Below are 16,867 nucleotides of genomic sequence, written 5' to 3' on the forward strand. Positions count from 1 at the left end.
AGCGCCAGCAGGCGGCTGTCTGGCAGTGGACGGTTGTCGCGCGCCCTGGCCAGTCCTTGCGACGGTAAACGTAGCCCGGCTATGAGCACACGCGAGGGGTGCGGCACCTGACACTCGCCGCCGCCGCGTCTGCTACCACGCGTGCTATCGGGATGCGGCAGGCCGCTTTATGTGACTGAGCCACTTCTCGACCAGTGTCGCTTGAGTAAGTGTAAGCCCCGCCAGAGATCCATCCTGGAGTTTTTTGCGTAGATCCGCCCTTGTGAGGGACCTGGATAGTTCTTCGATTTCCCGGGCACCCACGATACGACTTAGGAACAGCTCGAGGAGGAAGTTTGAATCAGGGTTTTCTAGCAATTTCCGACCAGCCAGGGTCAAGTTCATGTGGTCATTTTCAACATCCACTAGCCCCAGGGAGACCAGGACACGGGACCGTCGACGCGCCTCATCGGAGCGCGTAATCGTAGGGAACCGCTCTTGGAATTTGACGACGTAGTCATCCCAACTCGGCTGACCGTCGGCAAGGTCGGTCATAGAAACGATGCAGCCCAAGAGATCCTTGCCTCGATCCGATGGCATCTTCTCGATGTAGTAGCGCGGCTGAGCAGTTTGAGGCGGTCGGGAGGAGCTTCCTTGAAGGGGGCTACCAGCCTTGCCTGTAATAGTTGCCAAGGCCTCCAAGTCGAGAGAAAGGAGGGAAAGACGCGACGCCTGGACGCCAATACCATGCTCAGTTAGCAAATCAGTCAACAACCGGCCATCGATCAGGTGAATTGGAGTGAGAGCATCATCCAGGGCCTCCTTGGGAGCATCTTTAGTGTACCCTCCAGTGGTCACAATGATCCCTTGCGTACCAGCCCTCAGCGTGCCTCTGAGCTCTCTGACCTCCTTTACTGTTACCGGTTTCGACCAGCGCTTCACCTGAATAGCTGTAGGTACTGTCATAACGCCGCCTGCAACGAGAGTGGCTCGGACGTCAACGCCACCATCCTTAGATCTTCTAGTGACCTTTACGTCTTCGTATTTCATCGCAGTGAACAAATCGGCTACGATGTGCTCGAAAACCTCTGGAGGAACTTCCCGCAACTGCTTCAGCAGCTGCTCCTTAACTTGCCCATTTTCTTGTTCAATGGCCAGCTCAGCCCGGTTGCCGGGAGGGCGGAGGCGAATAGACCTCCCGGACATCGAAAAGCGCTGTCGATACCCTCGCGCCGAACGCAATCTGTCATCCCTCAACAACGCTTCAAGCAGCTGCTCTTGCGCAAGCGTGCTGCCGGCAATCTGTTCGTCACCCAATTCCGTGAGAATGCGGTCAAACTCCAGAGGGCCCCCACTGTGGTCACGGAGGACTTCGTAGACCTTGCGAGCGGTGAGCTGTCCAGGAGTGGCGAGAACCGTAAAGGCGGAGTCCATCAGAGGTTTGCGTACCTTCTGTCAGATTGTGCGCGTGTTGTCGGTGCGGCCAACGCATGAAGCGAGGCGAGTATCAGGAGCAAGCATGACACTGAGGTCTGACAACCCATCGTGGCGCCAGGGCATTTGGCCCCGCACCCATCGGACAGGCGGCGGACGGGCAGTGGCTATCGAGACCTACCCATCCCCCTGACCAGCTCAGACACCGCTGAAACAGACGCCCTCCGCTTCGCCGGCTGGCCAGGGAACACCTCAGGAGGGGTCCGTCGGCGAAATCGTCAGCCGCGCCCTATATGTAGACGCAATGGCCTCGATGGCGCCTGGAGGTTGCTCTGACGTACATCGTTGTCTTCACCTGGCCTCCGGAGCCTGTTGCAGCGAAGACAGTGACGACCGTCCTGATGTTCTCCTTCGACTCGCCGGTACTGCTGGCGGGCACGCCCCAGGTAGCCCTACACCTCGCCGACCTCTGGGAAAACAGCTGAGCTGGCGCGCGAGGCGGGCACCGCGCGGGGTGGGGCGGAGCCGGACCACTGAGTGAACACACGTACGGTAACAATTGCTTGACAGGTCGCCTGGCCGACCGGTGTGCCATTCGCCCAGGAAGAGGGCGCCTCGTGGTCGTTCACCAACCCTGATCTACGTACGCTCGGTCAGCGTACGCGCACGGTGAGTGGACGGTACTCATCACCCGGGGTGACGATGGAGCCGAGTCAGAAGCGGTACGGCGAGGCTGGTGCGCGGGAGGTGGCCGACGGTGGCCTACGGCAACACGGACGACGGCGTTGCGGAAACGACGACACGGGGAGCGGGAGTCTGCACCGAGCCGGGCACGTCGGACAGTCTGCGCACCTTCGGCGCCTTCCTCCATGCCTTACGGGAGCACGTGGGCCTGAGCCGCGAGGAGTTCGCGGACCTGGTCGGCTTCTCGAAGCACACGGTCGCCTCGATCGAGCAGGGCCGGCGGATGCCGGACCGCGACTTCGTGGAGCGCGCGGAAAAGGCTCTCGGCAACACGGGGGCGCTGCGGAGGGCCGCGCCGCATCTGTCGCGGCAGGCGGGGCTGGCGAGTTGGTTCCGGCAGTGGGCACGCTTGGAGACGCAGGCGGTGACCTTGTGGACCTACGAGTGCCGGGTGATTCCCGGGCTGCTCCAGACCGAACGGTATGCGCGCGCGGTGACCGAAAGCGTGCCGCCCGTGAAGGACGAGGAGCGGGTGGCCGAACAGGTCGCGGCCCGGTTGGAACGCCAGCAACTGTTCGAGCGCAAGCCGCCGATCGCGTTCAGCTTCATCATCGAGCAGGCACTTGTCGAGCGCGGTACGGGCGGCCCTGACGTGATGCGGGAGTGGCTCAACCATCTGCTGGAGCGGTCGCTGCAGTTCAACGTCGAGTTGCAAGTCATGCCGAGATATCAGCCCGATCATGCTGGATTCGACGGTCCGTTGATGCTCCTCGAAGCGCAGGACAACAAGTGGTTCGGCTACGCGGAGGGGCAGCGTGGCGGCATGCTCGTCTCGTATCCGAAGGAGGTCAGCATCATGCTCCAGCGGTATGCGAAACTGCGCTCACAGGCTCTCAACTCCGAGGATTCCAGGGGCCTGCTGAAGCGACTTCGAGGAGCGCTATGAGCAGCATCGACGAACGGGCTTGGTTCAAGAGCAGCTACAGCGGTTCCGACGGTGACGCCTGCGTCGAGGTGGCGAAGGGCAGCCGGGCCGTCCACGTCCGGGACTCCAAGGATCAGCGGAGCCCCGAGCTCGCCCTCTCCCCCACCGCGTGGGACGACTTCGTCACCTACGCCGCTCAGGGCTGATCCGCACGCAAACAGCAGCGCCCCGCGCCGGACCCTTCCGGCGCGGGGCGCTGTCACTCACCGGGTCGGCGGCATCCACTTGCCCTGTGCAGGGGAAGGGATCAGCTTCTTTGGAAGAACTCGATCTCCGCCAGGGCCAGTTGACGGCCCTGTGTCAGGCCTGCGGGTGAGCGCAAGGTCAGGCTTACCGTCTTCACGTCGCTGATGCCGGTGGGGATGGTCTGGGGGCCGGGTTTGTCGCTGAGGGTGAGTTGCTTGTGCTGCTTCTCGCCGTCCTGCGTCGTCACCTCCAGGTCCATCTGGAGTGCGCGTGCCTCGCGGGCGTACGCCTCCGGTTCCGCGGATGGGCCGTTGGTGATGATCAGGTCCACCAAGCGGAATGGCTTGCGGAAGGTGTACGTCACCGAGGCGCCCGGCGCAGGTGCGCCCCAGTAGCTGTTGGTCAGCCCGTCCGTGGTGTTCTTCGCCGGGTGCCGGGGGGACTCGGCGCTCGCCTTGATGTCCACCGGGGTGATGGGCTGGGCCTTGCCCAGTTTGTCCCGGGTGTCCTGGAACAGCGCGCGTCCGGCGGGGAGCAGGAGGAGACCGCCGGCGCACAGCGGCACGACGACTGCCGTGATGACCAGGAAGCGAACAGCCCGGCCCGAACTCGCCCTTGTCTTGCGGCGGAACGGCCAGACGGTCCGCCACCAGGGCAGCTGTTCGGGCTGCGCGGCGGGGGTCAGCGGGGCCGCACAACGGCGGCAGAAACGGCGGTCCGGTGGGTTGGGTGTACCGCAGGAGGGGCAGGGCACGCCTGCCACCTCGTCGGGCACTTCCACGGGGCGTACGACGGGGCGGGGAGCCACCGGCTTCGCGGGGCGCACGGCCTGGATGGGATCGACGGGCTGGACGGGTTCAACGGGGCGGATGGGCGCGGGAGTCGGCGGCTCGGGGGTTGGGGCGGCCTCGTCGGTGCGGGGGGCATCGGCGGTGTGGGAAGGCCTGTCGTCAGTGGCAGGCGGGCGGGGGGCGGGGCTCGTCGTCGCGTCCTGGACGGAGGCGGGCACGGAGTCCCCGGTCCCGCTGTCACTGTCCCCGGAGCGTGGGTCCGCGGCAGGTACCGGCGGCGTCCTCCGCGCCTCGCCGCGATCGCGGCCCGTCAGTCGCGTACGCAGGGACGGGCCGTGGCCGGGAGCGGGGGACGTCGGCTCCGGAGCCGACGGTGGGGAGGGCGTGCCGGGGGTGGGCGGCTCCGGGGCTGTGGTTGGTGTCGGTGGCTCCGGCGACGTTTCCGGAGACGCCGGGTCCGGAGCTGACGTGCTGGGAGGGGGCGTGCTGGTCGACCAGCCCAAGTATGTGCCGCAGTTGCCGCAGAAGTCGTCTGTGGGGGCGTTGGACGCCCCGCACGCGGGGCAGGCGCGCATGGCGTCACCTTCCTTCGTCGGTGGGGTCGTCGGTGGGATCGGCGGTGGGTGGGCCGGGGAGGATTTCCAGGCGGCAGGTGGTGTGTACCGGGCACATGGTGTTGACGACCTCGCGGATGCGGGCCGGGTCCGGGCGCGCCTCGGCGGCCGGCCACACGCGGACCAGGATTTCGGCGGGAGGTTCCGGGGGGAGGTCGGTGCCGGGGGTGTTGGACCACACGGCGGCGCCGTCTCCGGTGACCTCGGCGTGGAGGCCGAGGGTGAGTCGGAGGGCTTCGGTCAGGCCGCGTCTGGTGCCGCGCCAGCGGTGGAGTTCCACGGCTCGGAGCACTGCCTCGCGGCGGCGTTGCAGCGGCCAGCGGGGGTCGTGTGCTGCGCCGACCCAGGACGCGAGCCAGGCGAGGAAGTCGGGCGGGGTCAGCCGGGGGTCGAGGTAGGCGGGCAGGTTGTCGAGGGTGGCGAAGGCCGGGGCGAGGACGGTGTCGAGGCCGGCGGTGAAGCGTTGCGCGAAGTCGTCGTCGGCGTAGAGGGCGGGGAGTTGCTCGCCGATCGGGTACCGGCTCGGCAGGCCGGGGATCGCGGCGCGGCTCATCCGCGTGCCTCCGGCTCCACGGCCGTGACGACCACCTGGTGCTGGTGCGAGAAGACCAGCGCGCCCGGCGCCACGTCGATGCGGTCCGTCGGTGCGCCGCGTCGCCCGGTGATCGGGTCGGCGGGGAACAGCCGGATCTCCTCCACCAGGGCGTTGCCGGTGGCGCGTTGGATGACGCCGAAGACGTCGCCGTACTGGACCGGTCGTCCGAAGGGCCAGCCGGTGCCGTCGGGGCCGCCGACCAGCGGGTTGAGGTGGCGGAACAGTGCGGCGAGTGCCGCGTCGCGGACGCGGTCGGTGTCGGCCGGGGCCGCCGCGAGCCTGGCGACCACGGTGACGCCCTGGTAGACCGGCGGCTCGACGACAAGGCGGGTGCCGATCAGGCGGCGTTCGTCGAGGCTCGCGGTGATCGCCCGGAGCACCTGGTCGGAGGGGATGAGCTGCTCGAAGCGGAGGCGGTCGTCGCCCTCGTCGGCGACCGCGTCCGGCACCACCAGGACCCGCACCGCGCCCGGACCGTCGGCGGCGGGCAGGCAGCGGACCCGGCGTACCGAGGGGGCGGCCTGGCGGCTGATGATCTCGTAGTCCTCGGCGGTGACCGCGCGTTCCTGTATGCGCAGGGCGTCCGGCGCCCGCAGCTTGGCGTTGGAGACGGTCTCACCGGCGACGCCGCCGCGTGCCGCCTCCCGGTTGACGACCCGCGCCACATACGGGACGGAGCTGCGCAGTACGGAGATCGCGCCGCGGGCGACGTTGCCGGCCGGGCCGCCGCCGGTGCGGTAGCGGGCCACCCGTATCCGGGCGCCCTTGGGCGGTACGGCGCCGCACTGGCGCAGGGTGCCGTCCGGTTCGCGCAGCGCCGGGGGGAAGGTGAACTCGGCGGTGGTGGGGTTGACTTGGACGTGGTGGGCAGTGGGGCCGGAGCGGCCGAAGTGTTCCACCACGTCCCAGCGCCGCCAGCCTTCGGCGGAGGACACCTCCACCACGGGCGGTTCGCCGTCGAGGAGGACGGGCGGGCGGCCGAGGCGGAACGTCTGGCCCGGGACCCCCTCGGAGGTGCCGAGCGGTACGTCGGTCTCGGTCTCGGCGTGTTCGACGGACATGGTGCCGCCCACGGTGAACACCGACGCCTCGCGCACCGTCGGGGACTCCGAGTAGAACGGCTGGCCCGGCTCCGCCTCGGTGACGCGGCAGCGCAGCCAGCCGGCCCGGGTCCCGCCGATCACCGACGCCGTGTGTCCGGGCGGTACGTACACGACGACCTCGCCGGGCCGGTTCAGGCCGCCGGTGGTGTCCTCGCCGGTCTCGCATGCCTGCCAGCCGCCGCCGTCCCACGCCTCCCACACCAGCGGGGGCTGGCGGGGGTCCACGCCGATGCCCTCGACGCGGCTGTCCAGGCGCACCGCGACCACGCAGCGCGGCACCGCCGCAGGGAGGCCGAACAGCAGCGCGTCGCCGGGCTGGGGTGCCGCCTGGAAGACGGGTATGTGGCGGCCCTCGGCCAGTTCCCCGGTCCGGTCGGTCTGGTCGCCCGTGCGGGGCGCGGTCACCAGGCGGGTCAACTCGGATGGGATGATGCGCAGTTCGTCGGTGGTGGTGAACACCACAGCCTCGTCGCTCTCGCCGCCCGCCGTGGTCACCTCGGTGCCCGCGGGAAGCGTCACCGTGTCGGGCTGCGGCGCCGACAGCCAGAAGTCGACCTCGGCCACCGCCGCGGACGGCGGGAACAGGCGGATGCCGAGCAGGTCGAGGAACGCGGTGTAGTTCTTGTCCGGGACCCGGTTCAGCCGGTACAGCAGCTGGTCCACGAGGTAGGCGAACGTCTCGATGAGGGTGACGCCCGGGTCGGAGACATTGTGGTCGGTCCACTCCGGGGCGCGCTGCTGCACGTACCGCTTCGCCTCGTCGACGAGTTGCTGGAACCGCCGGTCGTCCAGGTTGGGGGAGGGCAGGGTCATCAGCCGGCGCCCCGTTCCTCGGCCCCCTCCTCGGAGGGGATCGTGTAGAAGGGAAAGACCAGGTTGCGCCGGTCGTTGGTGGATCGCAGGGTGTAGTGCACGTCGATGTAGAGGGTGCCGTCCTCGACGGCGTCGTAGGCGACCACCACGTCGTCCACGGCGATGCGCGGCTCCCAGCGTTCCAGGGCCTCGCGCACCTGTTGCGCGATACGTCCGGCGGTGGCGCCGTCGCCGGGCGCGAAGACGTAGTCGTGGATGCCGCACCCGAACTCGGGGCGCATCGGGCGTTCGCCGGGCGCGGTGCCCAGGACCAGGCGGATCGCCTCCTCGATCTCCCGCTCCCGCTCGACCATGCCGATCCCACCGGTCGGCCCGACCCGCATCGGGAAGCCCCAGCCGCGGCCGATGAACCGTTCGCTCATCACACGCCCCCGATCAGCACGGTCGGGTCGCCGGCCGAGATCATCGCGCCGCAGGTGGTCTTGTCGCGCATCCGGGCGGCCGGCAGCCCGCCGATGAGGACCTGGCCCGTGGCGAGGGCGGCCGGGTCGGGCATGATCACGTTGCCCGGTCCGAGGGCCAGGTGCGGGGGCATCGCGCAGGTGTGCAGGCTGCCCACGACGGCGGCGGGACGGCCGCCGATGAGCACGCTCGCGACCGCCGCGGCAGCGCCGGGCGGCGGCGTGGCGATCACGCCGCCGTGGTTGGTGGGGTCACCGGAACGGGCTGCGGCCGGCATGCGGTGCTCCTTTCGTCCTTCGTCGGTTACGGATTCGGGCTCGCCTCAGTTGATGCGGAGCAGTTTGGCCTTGAGGACGCCCAGCAGGCCGCCGTCGATGGTGACGTCCGTCCTGCCCGTGACCTTCACCGAGGCGCCGTCGATCCGGACCGCGGCCGTGGCCTCCAGGTCCACCTGCCGGCCCTTGACGGTCACGTTGCCCTGCCGCGCGTCCAGGGTGATGCCGGTGCTGTCGAGCACGACGGAGGTGAGGGGCCTGCCCCGCCCGGCGTTCACCGTCAGCTCGATCCGGTCCCGCCGGTCGTCGAGGCGTACTTCCAGGCGTTCATCGCCGGTCACGAGTCTCAGTCCGGACGGGCCCGGTGCGGCGGCGTCCAGCAGTTCCACCCGGTGTCCCGAACGCGACACGAAGGAGCGGCGGTTGACCTTCCCGGTCGTCCTGTCGATGAGCGGGACGTCGTGCGGCGAGGGCTTGTCCACGCCGTTGTAGAGGCCGCCGATGACGTACGGGCTGTCCAGCAGGCCCTGTTCGAAGCCGACCAGGACCTCGTCGTTGACCTCGGGGCTGACCACGCCTCCGCCGCCCTTGCCGCCCCACTGCACGGTACGCACCCAGTCGGTGACGTAACTGTCGTCCAGCCAGGGGAACTTGAGTCGTACGGCGCCGTTCTGGGCGCCGCCCGGTTCGCGTACGTCCGTCACCACGCCGATCGCCAGACCGGGGATGCGCGGGCCGCGGCTCGGCGCGTTCGCCCCGGTCACCAGGCCGGTCAGGGAGCGGTCCGGGCTGGCGCTGACCCACACCGTGGTCCGGTACCCGCCGTGCGGTTCGATGACGTGCCGCACCGCGCTCGCGGTGTACCGGCCGGAGAAGTCCTGCCCGACGTTGCCGAGCGCTACGGGCCTGCCCGCCCGCAGCTTGGGGTTGCCCTCGGCCTCCGCCTCCAATTCGGCGAATCCAGAGCTGACTTGGGCGGCAGCGGCGTCGGCGACCGCCTTCGTCTCGGCCTGGGTGCGGTACGGGGTGTCCGTGACGGTCAGTTTCGTCGACCTGCCGAACCGGGAGGCGCCCGCCGTCGGGCTCAGTCCCGGCACCACCGTGCCGCTGGTCACCGACGCCTTCCGGGCCACCAGCGGGCGCTTCGTGGTGACGTCCCAGCCGCGCACCTCCACCTGGGACGCGCCGTCCGCGGCCGACAGTGAGGCCCGCAGCGCCAGCAGGTTGCGCCCGTACTCCAGCACCATGGGGTTCCGGGTGGCCGGGGTCGACGGCGCGGGCGCGCCGGACGCCTTCTGCGGCCTGGTGAACTGCAGCAGACCCTGGTCGTCGACGCGCACCTGAGCGCCGTTCTCCCCCGCCAGGAACTGCAGGAAGTCCCAGTCGGACACGTTCGCCTGCGACAGCTGCCGGTAGGTGACCGGCGCGGCTTCGACTCTGCCGCAGGCCAGCCCGGCCCCGGCGGCCACCTTGCGGACGATCGCCGCCGCCGTCATGTCGCGGTACGCCACCACCTTGCGGCCCCGCTGGAGGCGGTGCGCCTTGGAGTAGGCGCGCACGACCGTGAAGGAGCCGGTGCGGTCCCGGTCCAGCTCCAGGGCGGTCACCTCGCCGCTGAACAGCCGCTCGCGCACCTGCCCTGACACGGTCACCACCGACACCTTCAGTGGGGTGCCGATGGTGATGCCGGTCGCCTGAAGGAACTCGTGGTCGGGGTCGCGGAAGGTGAGCACCGCGGAGTCCGGCAGGCCGACGTTCTCGTCCACCACGCAGCTCACCAGCTGGGCGGCCCAGATCTGCGGGAGTTCGCCGGGCGCCTCCACGACGGGGTCCGCCGCGAACGACCGGCCGCCGCGCGCCTCGGGTGTGGTCACTGGTCCTCCTCAGCGCCCGTGTCGCGCAGCCCCGGCACCACCAGTTCGGTGCCGGGCACGAGAGCCATCGGGTCGTCGATGTCGTTCGCCTCCGCGATGACCCGCCAGGCCGTCGCGTCGCCGTACTCCCGCCAGGCCAGCAGCGCCAGGCTGTCGCCCGCCACGAGGGTGTGTGTGCTGCGCCCGGTGCGCGCGCCGGACGTCGGGTTCTGGCCCGGCGCGTCGACGCTCGCCTCCTCGATGGACAGCGCGCAGGTGGCCCGCAGCGGCTTTCCGTCCACGTCGAACAGCGTGTACGTCACCGACAGGCTGGAGAGCACGCCGTCGAACGACGTCGTCCGCGCCGTGCCCCACTCGAACCGGACCCACGGGCTGGCCGGCTTCTTGCGGCCCAGGCTCGCCGGGGTCGGCACGCATGCCTTCATCAGCTTCTCCACCGCCAGCTCCACGGAGTTGTCGTGGGTGGCGGTGGCGTCCAGGAACACCTCGAGGCTGAGCCGGCGCGGGCCGCTGCCGACGAACTCGGGCAGCGCCGACTGCCCGGCCATCCGCGAGGGGGACCGCCGCCATTCGGTGGTCTTGTGCAGTTGCAGGGTGGAGGGGTTGAACTGCAGGTTCAGCCGGGCGATCGTCCCGCCGGGTTTGGCGCCGACGGAGGCCGGGGGCTCCTTCAGGGTCAGCTGGGCCCTGGTTCGGCTGGTGCGGGCTGGGGACACGGCGGGACCTCCTTCCGGGGAACGGACGTGTGCCGGTGAACGGGTGGGTGAGGGAGAGCGGTTCAGGACGGGCGCAGGCCCTGGTGGGCGATCTCCAGGGTCTCCACCGCCGCCCGGGAGTCGGCGGGGTCGAAGGACGGGCCCTGCCAGCGCACCGGGACGATCCCGAGCACCTGCCAGCTGATGATCCGGGTCAGGTCCGGTCTCAGTGCCGCGATCTCGCCGTCCTTGGGTTCCACCCGCTTCAGCGTCTCGTCGAGCCAGCGGGCGATCTTCGCCGTGTCGGCGGTGACGGGCCGGGTGAGCGTGATGTTGGTCCAGGTCACGCGGCCGGGCAGCTGCCAGGTGAAGCCGTTGTTGCCGCCTTCGGCGTACGTCTCCATCTCGACCTCGGCGCCCATGCCGGAGCAGGTGTGGAAGGCGCCCAGGTCGTTGCCGCCGATCGCGAGCCGGAAGAACACGCTCGTCGCGAAGATGCTGTCGGTCATGCGTCCGTCACTCGTCCGTCGGTCGTCGTTCAGTCGGTCAGGCGGTCAGTTCGGCCAGTTCGGTCAGTTCACTCAGTCGGTCACTTGTCGGTCAGGGGGTCGTCGCCCGTCGCGTGGCCTCAGCGGCGTCCGTCGTAGGGGCGGCCGGTGCGTTCGCGGCCGCGCCGCAGTTCGGTGCGCAGCAGCCGCGACACGGGGTCGAGCAGGCGGCGCGCCAGGTCGTCGAGGTCGGGGCCGGGGTCGTCCTGAGGGGTCCCGGGGCGGCGGGCGGCCGAAGCCGTGGCGGACCCGGCCGACGGCTGCGACCGGCCGCGTGCCGGTACCTCCTTGACCTGTACGCCCGGTACGCCCTTGAGCAGGTCGGCACCGCCCGTGCCGGTGGTGTCGCGCTGAACGGCGGTCGTCGGCCCTGTGATCGGCCTGGGGCCCGGCGCGACGGTCCGTGGCCGGACCACGGGGACGGCCGCCGCCGGTGCCGGGGCGGCCGACGGGCGGTCCGGGAGCGGCGGCGCCTGCGGGGCGGTCACCGGCAGGGACTTCGGCGGTACGGCGGTGGTCGCCGGGCGGAACTGCGCGGGACGGACCACCGGGACGCGCTGAACGGGAGCTGCGGGGGGCTTGCCCTGTGGCCCGAGGTGCGCGGTCGTGGCCCGCTGGACGTGCGGCTGCGCCGGCGCGGGGGTGGGGGCGGACGGGTGGGGCGCCGGGCGCGCGGAGTCCCCGGCGGCCGGCGCGGTGGGCGGCGTGGTGTCGGCCGGGGAGGCAGTCGGTGCGGCGGGCCAGCGCGCCGCGACCACGGGACGGCCACCGGAGCGGGCGGCGGCGGGCGATGCCGCTCCTTCCGGGGTCCGGGTGCTCAGGGTGAGCGGGCGGGCGGCTAGCAGCGCCAGGGCGCGGGGCTCGGCCATGGCGGAGTGTGCGGTGGAGCGGGTCACGGTGAGCGGGTACGGGCCTGCCGGGCCGGTGGGCCGGGCACCGCTGGTGCCTGGGGCCACGGCCCTGGCCACGACCACCGGGGCCGGGACGGCGGGGCCCTGAGACCGTTGCCTGCCGGAGCCCGGGGCAGCGGAGGCCGTGGCCGGCGCGCCCGCCGGTGCCGGACGGTCGGCTGCGGCGGCCGGTGCCGGGCGGTCGGCTGCGGCGGCCGGGGGCGGTGTCACCAGCGGCGTGGCGGTCCCGTGCGCGCGCTCCGCGGGAGCTGCCTGTGTGGTGCTCACCGTGGAGGAGTCGTCCGTGCGGCGGCGTTGGACATCGGCCGCCCCCAGCAGCGGGGCTTCCGCGCCCGGCGCGCGGGGTGCGGCACCGGCGGGCGGCGCCACCGGAGCGGTCGCGGAGTCTTGGTCCTGCCGTACCGGAGCGCGCTGGACGTCCGGGCCGGACGCCGTACGGGAGGCGCGGGCACCGGACGTGGCCGCCGCACCGGGCAGCTCGGCGCTCGGCGGCAGCGCGGACAGGGGCGCGCCCAGGCCGCCGCGGGCGCGTGCGCCGGTGTCGCCGGGGGCGGAGGTCCGACGGGGGGCGTCAGCCGGGGGCGCGGGGATCGTTCCCTTGGCGCCGCCCGTACCGCTGTCGTCCGGCCCCGGGGTGTCGGCCTGGCGCTGGACGACGGGCAGCGTCGGGCCGGACGTGGTCGCGGCACCGGTTGCGGCACTGGTCACGGTGGCGTCCTGCGGCAACGGCATTGCCGTGGCGGGCAGTTCGTTCAGTGGGGCGCCGAGGGGCGGGCGGCTGCCCGCGGGTGTGGCGGTGCGCTGTACGGGGGCGGTGGAGCCCGCGCTCGTACGAGGCGGTGCCGCCGTACTGGAGACGGCAGGAGTGGTGGCGGTGTCGGGCGCCGCGGTCGTGGAGGGGCGCACCGCGGCGACACGGCGCACGGGTCCGGACGGGCGACGGGCGACGGTCAGTCGGGGCCCCGACGGGCCGATCCGGACTGCAACTGCCGGTCGGCCCTCGGCCGGGCCGGAGGCACGGGACGCCTCCGACCGCCCGCCCTGGCGAGCGGGCTCGGGCCCGGTCGCCTCCGTCGCGGCACGCTGGACGGCGGGGCGGGATGCCTCGCCGCCGGAGCGGGCGGGTCGGGTTGCCGTCGCTCCGTCGGTGGCGCGTTGGACGGCCGGGGCCGCAGGCGTACGCGCCCCGGAACCGGCCGACGCCCGGGAGCCACGGCCGGAGTCCGGCCCGGACGCGCCGGCGGCCCGGCTCGCAGACCCGTCGGCGGCCCCGTTGGCGACCGTGGGCGGAACCACCGCCACACGTCGGACGAGTGGAGTCGTGGAGGCGGCCGGCCGGCTGCCGGTGTCGGCGGGGAACACGACCGGGCCGGCGCCCGGCCGTGCGGCCCGTCGGGCCACGGGAACCGGCGGGGAGAGCACGGCCGGGGAGTCCGAGGGCGTGAGGCCACGGGTCCGGGGAGCGTCGTGACGCGAACGCCCCTCACCCGGAGCGCTGTTGTCATCGGAGCCGCCACCGGAGGGCCGTACGACGGAGGACGAGCGCGAGCCGACCTCCGCCGAGCCGACCTCCGTCGGACTGGCCTTCCGGTCAGCCGAGCCCATCCGGCGGGCAACCGGCGTTGTCGGGGCGGCCGTCCGCCCGTCCGGGCTCCCGGATTCCGGGGCCCCCTCACCCGAGTCGTCCGCCCCCTCCGGCCGCAGCGCCCTGAGCAGCAGTGGCCCGCCGGCGGCGTAGGTGGGCCGGGGAGCCGCCGGGTGGGTGACACCGCGTACCAGGCCGGCCGGAGCGGCCGGGAGCACCGCGTGACCGAGGCCGCTGTCGAAGGAGGGGTTCTGCCAGGAGGCCAGGCCCGCGCGGAAGGCGAGGCCGTCGCTGACACCGAGCGGGGCGCGGGACACGGTGAGTTCCGGCGCGGCGGTGCGGCGCCATCCCCCGTCCCAGTCGCCGGGCACCGAAAGACCCGCGCCACCCGGCGCGGAGGAACCCGCGTCGCGGAACGCGGAAGGACCGCCAGGCACGGAGGAACCCACGCCGCCCGGCACCCACGAACCCGGATCGCCCGGCGCCCCCGAGGAACCCTGACCGCCGGACACGGAGGTATCCGCGTCACCCGGCACGCTCCGACGACGCGGTCGCGCGCCGGACGGGTCGTGCCCGGTGGCCCGGCGGCGCAGCCAGTCCCGCCATGCCATGTCCTCAACCGCCTTCGTTCACACGGGTGTTGATACGGGCGATCTCGGCCACCCACTGCCGCCGCTCGTCGTGGGTCAGGTCGAGGATCTCCTCACGCGGCCAGTGGAAGTGATAGGCGATGTACGCGACCTCCTCCCGGAGCCGGGGAAGGGCGTACGTCACGATTCCCCCAGGCGCCCACCCGAGAGGTCGACCTCGAAGCCGCCCTCGCAGTGCGGGCAGGTCACCGCGGCACGGGTGTGGCCCTCGCTGTTGATCCGGCGGTAGAAGTCCTGGAGGAAGGCGACGTCGGTGGCGTACATCCGCTCCACGATCCCGGCGTGCACGTCGGTGATGGTGCCGAGCCGGGTGATCACCTGGCCCAGCAGGACCACGCTCAGGTAGGCCGGGTTCTCCTTGACCCGCAGGTCGATCTGCGGACGCAGCTCGTCACGGGCGGTGGCCAGGCGCATCGCGCCCTGCCGGTGCACCGTGCCCGCCTCGTCCACGTAGCCGCGCGGCAGTTCGAACTCGAACTCGTCGCGCAGCCCGTGGTCCTCCCGTGGCGGCGGGGCGGCGGCGGGGGTCTCCGCCGCCTGCTCCGCGGGCTGGGCGGGCGCCGTCATCGCGAGGATCTCGTCCAGGTTGCCCGCCGTGACCGTACGACGCCTCATTCGACGGTGATCTCCTCGAACACGATCGTCACGGACTCGGTGGCCGGAGACGACTCCCCCGCCTTCAGCGACGGGCCCTCCCACCGGGACACCCAGCCCTGCATCAGCTGGATGCGGCGGACCGTGTTCATTTCGGAGTCCATGATCTCGATGGTGAGGTTCTGCCGTGCGGAGGACACGGCTCCCTTGTTCAGGGTCTCCTTGATCCACTTGGTGAACTCGCTGCTCTTGTCGAGTCCCCGGGTGATCGTCACCTCGCCGGCCTGCCGGGCGCCGGGCTGCTTGCGGATGATCTGCATGCCCCGGTCGCTGACCTGCTTGACCTCTACGACGTCTTCCTCGACGGTCAGTCCGCTGATCTCCTGGATCGACTCGACCCGGTAGCCGCCCAGTTGCACGCCGAAGACGTGGGTGGAAAGAGCATCGCCCTCTGCCATGACTGTCTGTCACCTTCCCTTGCTGAACCCGCGGGTCACTCGTCGATGAGGCTGGTGCTGTCGGAGAACTGGGCCAGGCGGAACACCACGAACTCCGCGGGCTTGACCGGCGAGACGCCGATCTCGCAGACGACGCGGCCCTGGTCGATGGACTCCTGCGGGTTGTTGTCGCGGTCGCACTTCACGTAGAACGCCTCGTCGGCGGTACGGCCGAACAGCGCGCCCCGGCGCCACTCCTCGGTGAGGAACGCGGTGACGTTGCGCCGGATGCTGGACCACAGCCGGTCGTCGTTCGGTTCGAAGACCACCCACTGGGTGCCCAACAGGATCGACTCTTCGAGGTAGTTGAAGAGGCGGCGCACATTGAGGTAGCGCCAGGCCGGGTCGGAGGCGAGGGTGCGGGCGCCCCAGACGCGGATGCCGCGGCCGGGGAAGGCCCGTACGCAGTTGACGCCGATCGGGTTCAGCAGGTCCTGTTCGCCCTTGCTGAGCCGGACTTCGAGGTCCACCGCGCCGCGGATCACCTCGTTGGCGGGCGCCTTGTGCACACCGCGCTCGGCGTCGCTGCGCGCCCAGACGCCGGCGATGTGACCGCTCGGCGGGACGGTGGTGTTGCGTCCGGCGGCCGGGTCGAAGACGCGCACCCAGGGGTAGTAGAGGGTCGCGTACCGGGAGTCGTAGCCGGCCTCGTCGTTGCGCCAGGCGCGCACCTGCTGGGCGCCCAGGCCGGGCGGGGTGTCCAGGACGGCGACGCGGTCGCCCATCTGCTCGCAGTGCGAGATCACCGCGAGCTGCACGGTGCGCACGCCCTCGGCGTCGATGTCGCCGCGCTGGTAGGCGCTCATCAGGTCGGGCACCGCGACCATGGTGATCTCGTCGATGGTCTCCAGGCCGCCGAACCCGGTGCGGGCGGCGGCGTCGCCGACGTACTCGGCCGCGTCGAGGCGGGCGACCTCGCCCGAGCCGTTCGCGGCGGGCGCGGCCGGGGCGTCGGGCACCGCCTGGGTCTGGGCGGCGGGCCTGCTCTGCGCGGCGCCCTGCTGCTCGGTGACCTGGATCAGCTTGGAGGCACGGGCCTGGGTGACCAGGTATCCCTTGACGTTCTTGCGGGTGGAGGCCTCGTACGTCTCCGCCACCTGGTCGCCCTGGCGGACCAGGAGCTTGAAGCGGTCCTCCGGCGGGTTCTCGCCGTCCGGGTCGGCGACCTCGACCGTCACCCCGGTGACGCCCGGCCGGGCGGCGACCAGGAAGCCGCCGAGGGCCACCGGCTCCGCCGCCCGGTCCGCGCGCCGTCCGCCGTCCGCCGCCGGGGCGGAGGTGTCGTCGGCCCGGCCGCCGATCCGCACGATGTAGGCGGCGCCGCCGCCGTTGGTGAAGTAGCCGTAGACGGAGAGGGGCAGGTAGGCGCCCTCGGTGAAGCCGCCGAAGAGTTGGGTGTACTGGTCCCAGCTGCTGACCAGCGTCGGCGTGTGGAACGGGCCGCTCTCGGCGAACCCGACGAACGCGGCGACGGCGGTGCCGACCCCTTCGATCGGTCGGGCACCGGACTGCACCTCCTCCACGTACACGCCCGGGGTGAGGTACGTCGGCATGCTCGCTCCTTCGCGTCCTGCGGGTCGGTCACCTGTGTC

At 71.6% G+C, this 16,867-nt stretch carries 16 protein-coding genes; 2 read left to right on the forward strand and 14 right to left on the reverse strand.

Features of this window, described 5'->3' with window-relative positions:
• Window positions 1–144 precede the first annotated feature (144 nt).
• Window positions 145–1,413 (reverse strand): restriction endonuclease, encoded by a 1,269-nt coding sequence (locus tag ACZ5GT_RS26515; protein ID WP_469031212.1) that lies wholly within the window; start codon window positions 1,411–1,413, stop codon window positions 145–147.
• 757 nt (window positions 1,414–2,170) lie between these two features.
• On the opposite strand from ACZ5GT_RS26515, the gene ACZ5GT_RS26520 reads away from it, so the two are divergent.
• Window positions 2,171–3,043 carry a helix-turn-helix domain-containing protein gene (locus tag ACZ5GT_RS26520; protein WP_469031215.1) on the forward strand — a complete coding sequence of 291 codons (873 nt, stop codon included), beginning with the start codon at window positions 2,171–2,173 and terminating at the stop codon, window positions 3,041–3,043.
• Complete coding sequence (locus tag ACZ5GT_RS26525) at window positions 3,040–3,228, forward strand: DUF397 domain-containing protein (RefSeq protein WP_469031219.1); 189 nt, start codon at window positions 3,040–3,042, stop codon at window positions 3,226–3,228. The genes ACZ5GT_RS26520 and ACZ5GT_RS26525 overlap by 4 nt, the downstream gene beginning before the upstream one ends.
• 101 nt (window positions 3,229–3,329) lie before the next feature.
• On the opposite strand, the gene ACZ5GT_RS26530 is transcribed toward ACZ5GT_RS26525, so the two are convergent.
• The 13 genes from ACZ5GT_RS26530 to ACZ5GT_RS26590 form a co-directional block, all read right to left on the reverse strand.
• On the reverse strand, window positions 3,330–4,094 hold the full coding sequence (locus tag ACZ5GT_RS26530) for an NADase-type glycan-binding domain-containing protein (RefSeq protein ID WP_469031221.1): 765 nt from the start codon (window positions 4,092–4,094) through the stop codon (window positions 3,330–3,332).
• A 544-nt stretch (window positions 4,095–4,638) separates the two neighbouring features.
• Window positions 4,639–5,226, reverse strand: coding sequence for a phage tail protein (locus tag ACZ5GT_RS26535; RefSeq protein ID WP_469031224.1), 588 nt, complete (start codon window positions 5,224–5,226; stop codon window positions 4,639–4,641).
• Complete coding sequence (locus ACZ5GT_RS26540; RefSeq protein WP_469031227.1) at window positions 5,223–7,184, reverse strand: putative baseplate assembly protein; 1,962 nt, start codon at window positions 7,182–7,184, stop codon at window positions 5,223–5,225. The genes ACZ5GT_RS26535 and ACZ5GT_RS26540 overlap by 4 nt, the downstream gene beginning before the upstream one ends.
• The gene (locus ACZ5GT_RS26545) at window positions 7,184–7,606 is read right to left on the reverse strand and encodes a GPW/gp25 family protein (RefSeq protein ID WP_324786173.1); all 423 of its coding nucleotides are present in this window, start codon (window positions 7,604–7,606) and stop codon (window positions 7,184–7,186) included. The genes ACZ5GT_RS26540 and ACZ5GT_RS26545 overlap by 1 nt, the downstream gene beginning before the upstream one ends.
• Complete coding sequence (locus tag ACZ5GT_RS26550; protein WP_469031231.1) at window positions 7,606–7,923, reverse strand: PAAR domain-containing protein; 318 nt, start codon at window positions 7,921–7,923, stop codon at window positions 7,606–7,608. Before ACZ5GT_RS26550 ends, ACZ5GT_RS26545 begins: the two co-directional genes overlap by 1 nt.
• Before the next feature lie 45 nt (window positions 7,924–7,968).
• Window positions 7,969–9,795: a VgrG-related protein gene (locus ACZ5GT_RS26555; RefSeq protein WP_469031233.1), complete on the reverse strand. Its 1,827-nt coding sequence runs from the start codon at window positions 9,793–9,795 to the stop codon at window positions 7,969–7,971.
• Window positions 9,792–10,511, reverse strand: a complete 720-nt coding sequence (locus ACZ5GT_RS26560) for a CIS tube protein (RefSeq protein WP_469031237.1) — start codon at window positions 10,509–10,511, stop codon at window positions 9,792–9,794. Before ACZ5GT_RS26560 ends, ACZ5GT_RS26555 begins: the two co-directional genes overlap by 4 nt.
• Before the next feature lie 62 nt (window positions 10,512–10,573).
• Window positions 10,574–10,999, reverse strand: coding sequence for a phage tail protein (locus ACZ5GT_RS26565; protein WP_398280382.1), 426 nt, complete (start codon window positions 10,997–10,999; stop codon window positions 10,574–10,576).
• Window positions 11,000–11,118: 119 nt separating this feature from the next.
• Entirely contained in the window at window positions 11,119–12,657 is a 1,539-nt protein-coding gene (locus tag ACZ5GT_RS26570) for a hypothetical protein (protein WP_469031244.1), read from the reverse strand.
• Between the two features lie 1,492 nt (window positions 12,658–14,149).
• Complete coding sequence (locus ACZ5GT_RS26575) at window positions 14,150–14,308, reverse strand: DUF6760 family protein (protein ID WP_324786165.1); 159 nt, start codon at window positions 14,306–14,308, stop codon at window positions 14,150–14,152.
• Complete coding sequence (locus ACZ5GT_RS26580; RefSeq protein ID WP_469031247.1) at window positions 14,305–14,799, reverse strand: hypothetical protein; 495 nt, start codon at window positions 14,797–14,799, stop codon at window positions 14,305–14,307. Before ACZ5GT_RS26580 ends, ACZ5GT_RS26575 begins: the two co-directional genes overlap by 4 nt.
• The gene (locus ACZ5GT_RS26585; protein WP_469031251.1) at window positions 14,796–15,236 is read right to left on the reverse strand and encodes a phage tail protein; all 441 of its coding nucleotides are present in this window, start codon (window positions 15,234–15,236) and stop codon (window positions 14,796–14,798) included. Before ACZ5GT_RS26585 ends, ACZ5GT_RS26580 begins: the two co-directional genes overlap by 4 nt.
• A gap of 35 nt (window positions 15,237–15,271) precedes the next feature.
• Window positions 15,272–16,828: a phage tail sheath family protein gene (locus tag ACZ5GT_RS26590; RefSeq protein WP_469031254.1), complete on the reverse strand. Its 1,557-nt coding sequence runs from the start codon at window positions 16,826–16,828 to the stop codon at window positions 15,272–15,274.
• Window positions 16,829–16,867 lie beyond the last annotated feature (39 nt).

This window comes from Streptomyces sp. NPDC031340 (assembly GCF_055569945.1).

Excerpts from the sequence above, each read along its gene's own strand:
- ACZ5GT_RS26590 (WP_469031254.1), bottom strand. The coding sequence starts at position 16,828 with ATGCCGACGTACCTCACCCCGGGCGTGTACGTGGAGGAGGTGCAGTCC.
- ACZ5GT_RS26550 (WP_469031231.1), bottom strand. The coding sequence starts at position 7,923 with ATGCCGGCCGCAGCCCGTTCCGGTGACCCCACCAACCACGGCGGCGTG.
- ACZ5GT_RS26525 (WP_469031219.1), top strand. The coding sequence starts at position 3,040 with ATGAGCAGCATCGACGAACGGGCTTGGTTCAAGAGCAGCTACAGCGGT.
- ACZ5GT_RS26565 (WP_398280382.1), bottom strand. The coding sequence starts at position 10,999 with ATGACCGACAGCATCTTCGCGACGAGCGTGTTCTTCCGGCTCGCGATC.
- ACZ5GT_RS26585 (WP_469031251.1), bottom strand. The coding sequence starts at position 15,236 with ATGGCAGAGGGCGATGCTCTTTCCACCCACGTCTTCGGCGTGCAACTG.
- ACZ5GT_RS26515 (WP_469031212.1), bottom strand. The coding sequence starts at position 1,413 with ATGGACTCCGCCTTTACGGTTCTCGCCACTCCTGGACAGCTCACCGCT.
- ACZ5GT_RS26580 (WP_469031247.1), bottom strand. The coding sequence starts at position 14,799 with ATGAGGCGTCGTACGGTCACGGCGGGCAACCTGGACGAGATCCTCGCG.
- ACZ5GT_RS26535 (WP_469031224.1), bottom strand. The coding sequence starts at position 5,226 with ATGAGCCGCGCCGCGATCCCCGGCCTGCCGAGCCGGTACCCGATCGGC.
- ACZ5GT_RS26540 (WP_469031227.1), bottom strand. The coding sequence starts at position 7,184 with ATGACCCTGCCCTCCCCCAACCTGGACGACCGGCGGTTCCAGCAACTC.
- ACZ5GT_RS26545 (WP_324786173.1), bottom strand. The coding sequence starts at position 7,606 with ATGAGCGAACGGTTCATCGGCCGCGGCTGGGGCTTCCCGATGCGGGTC.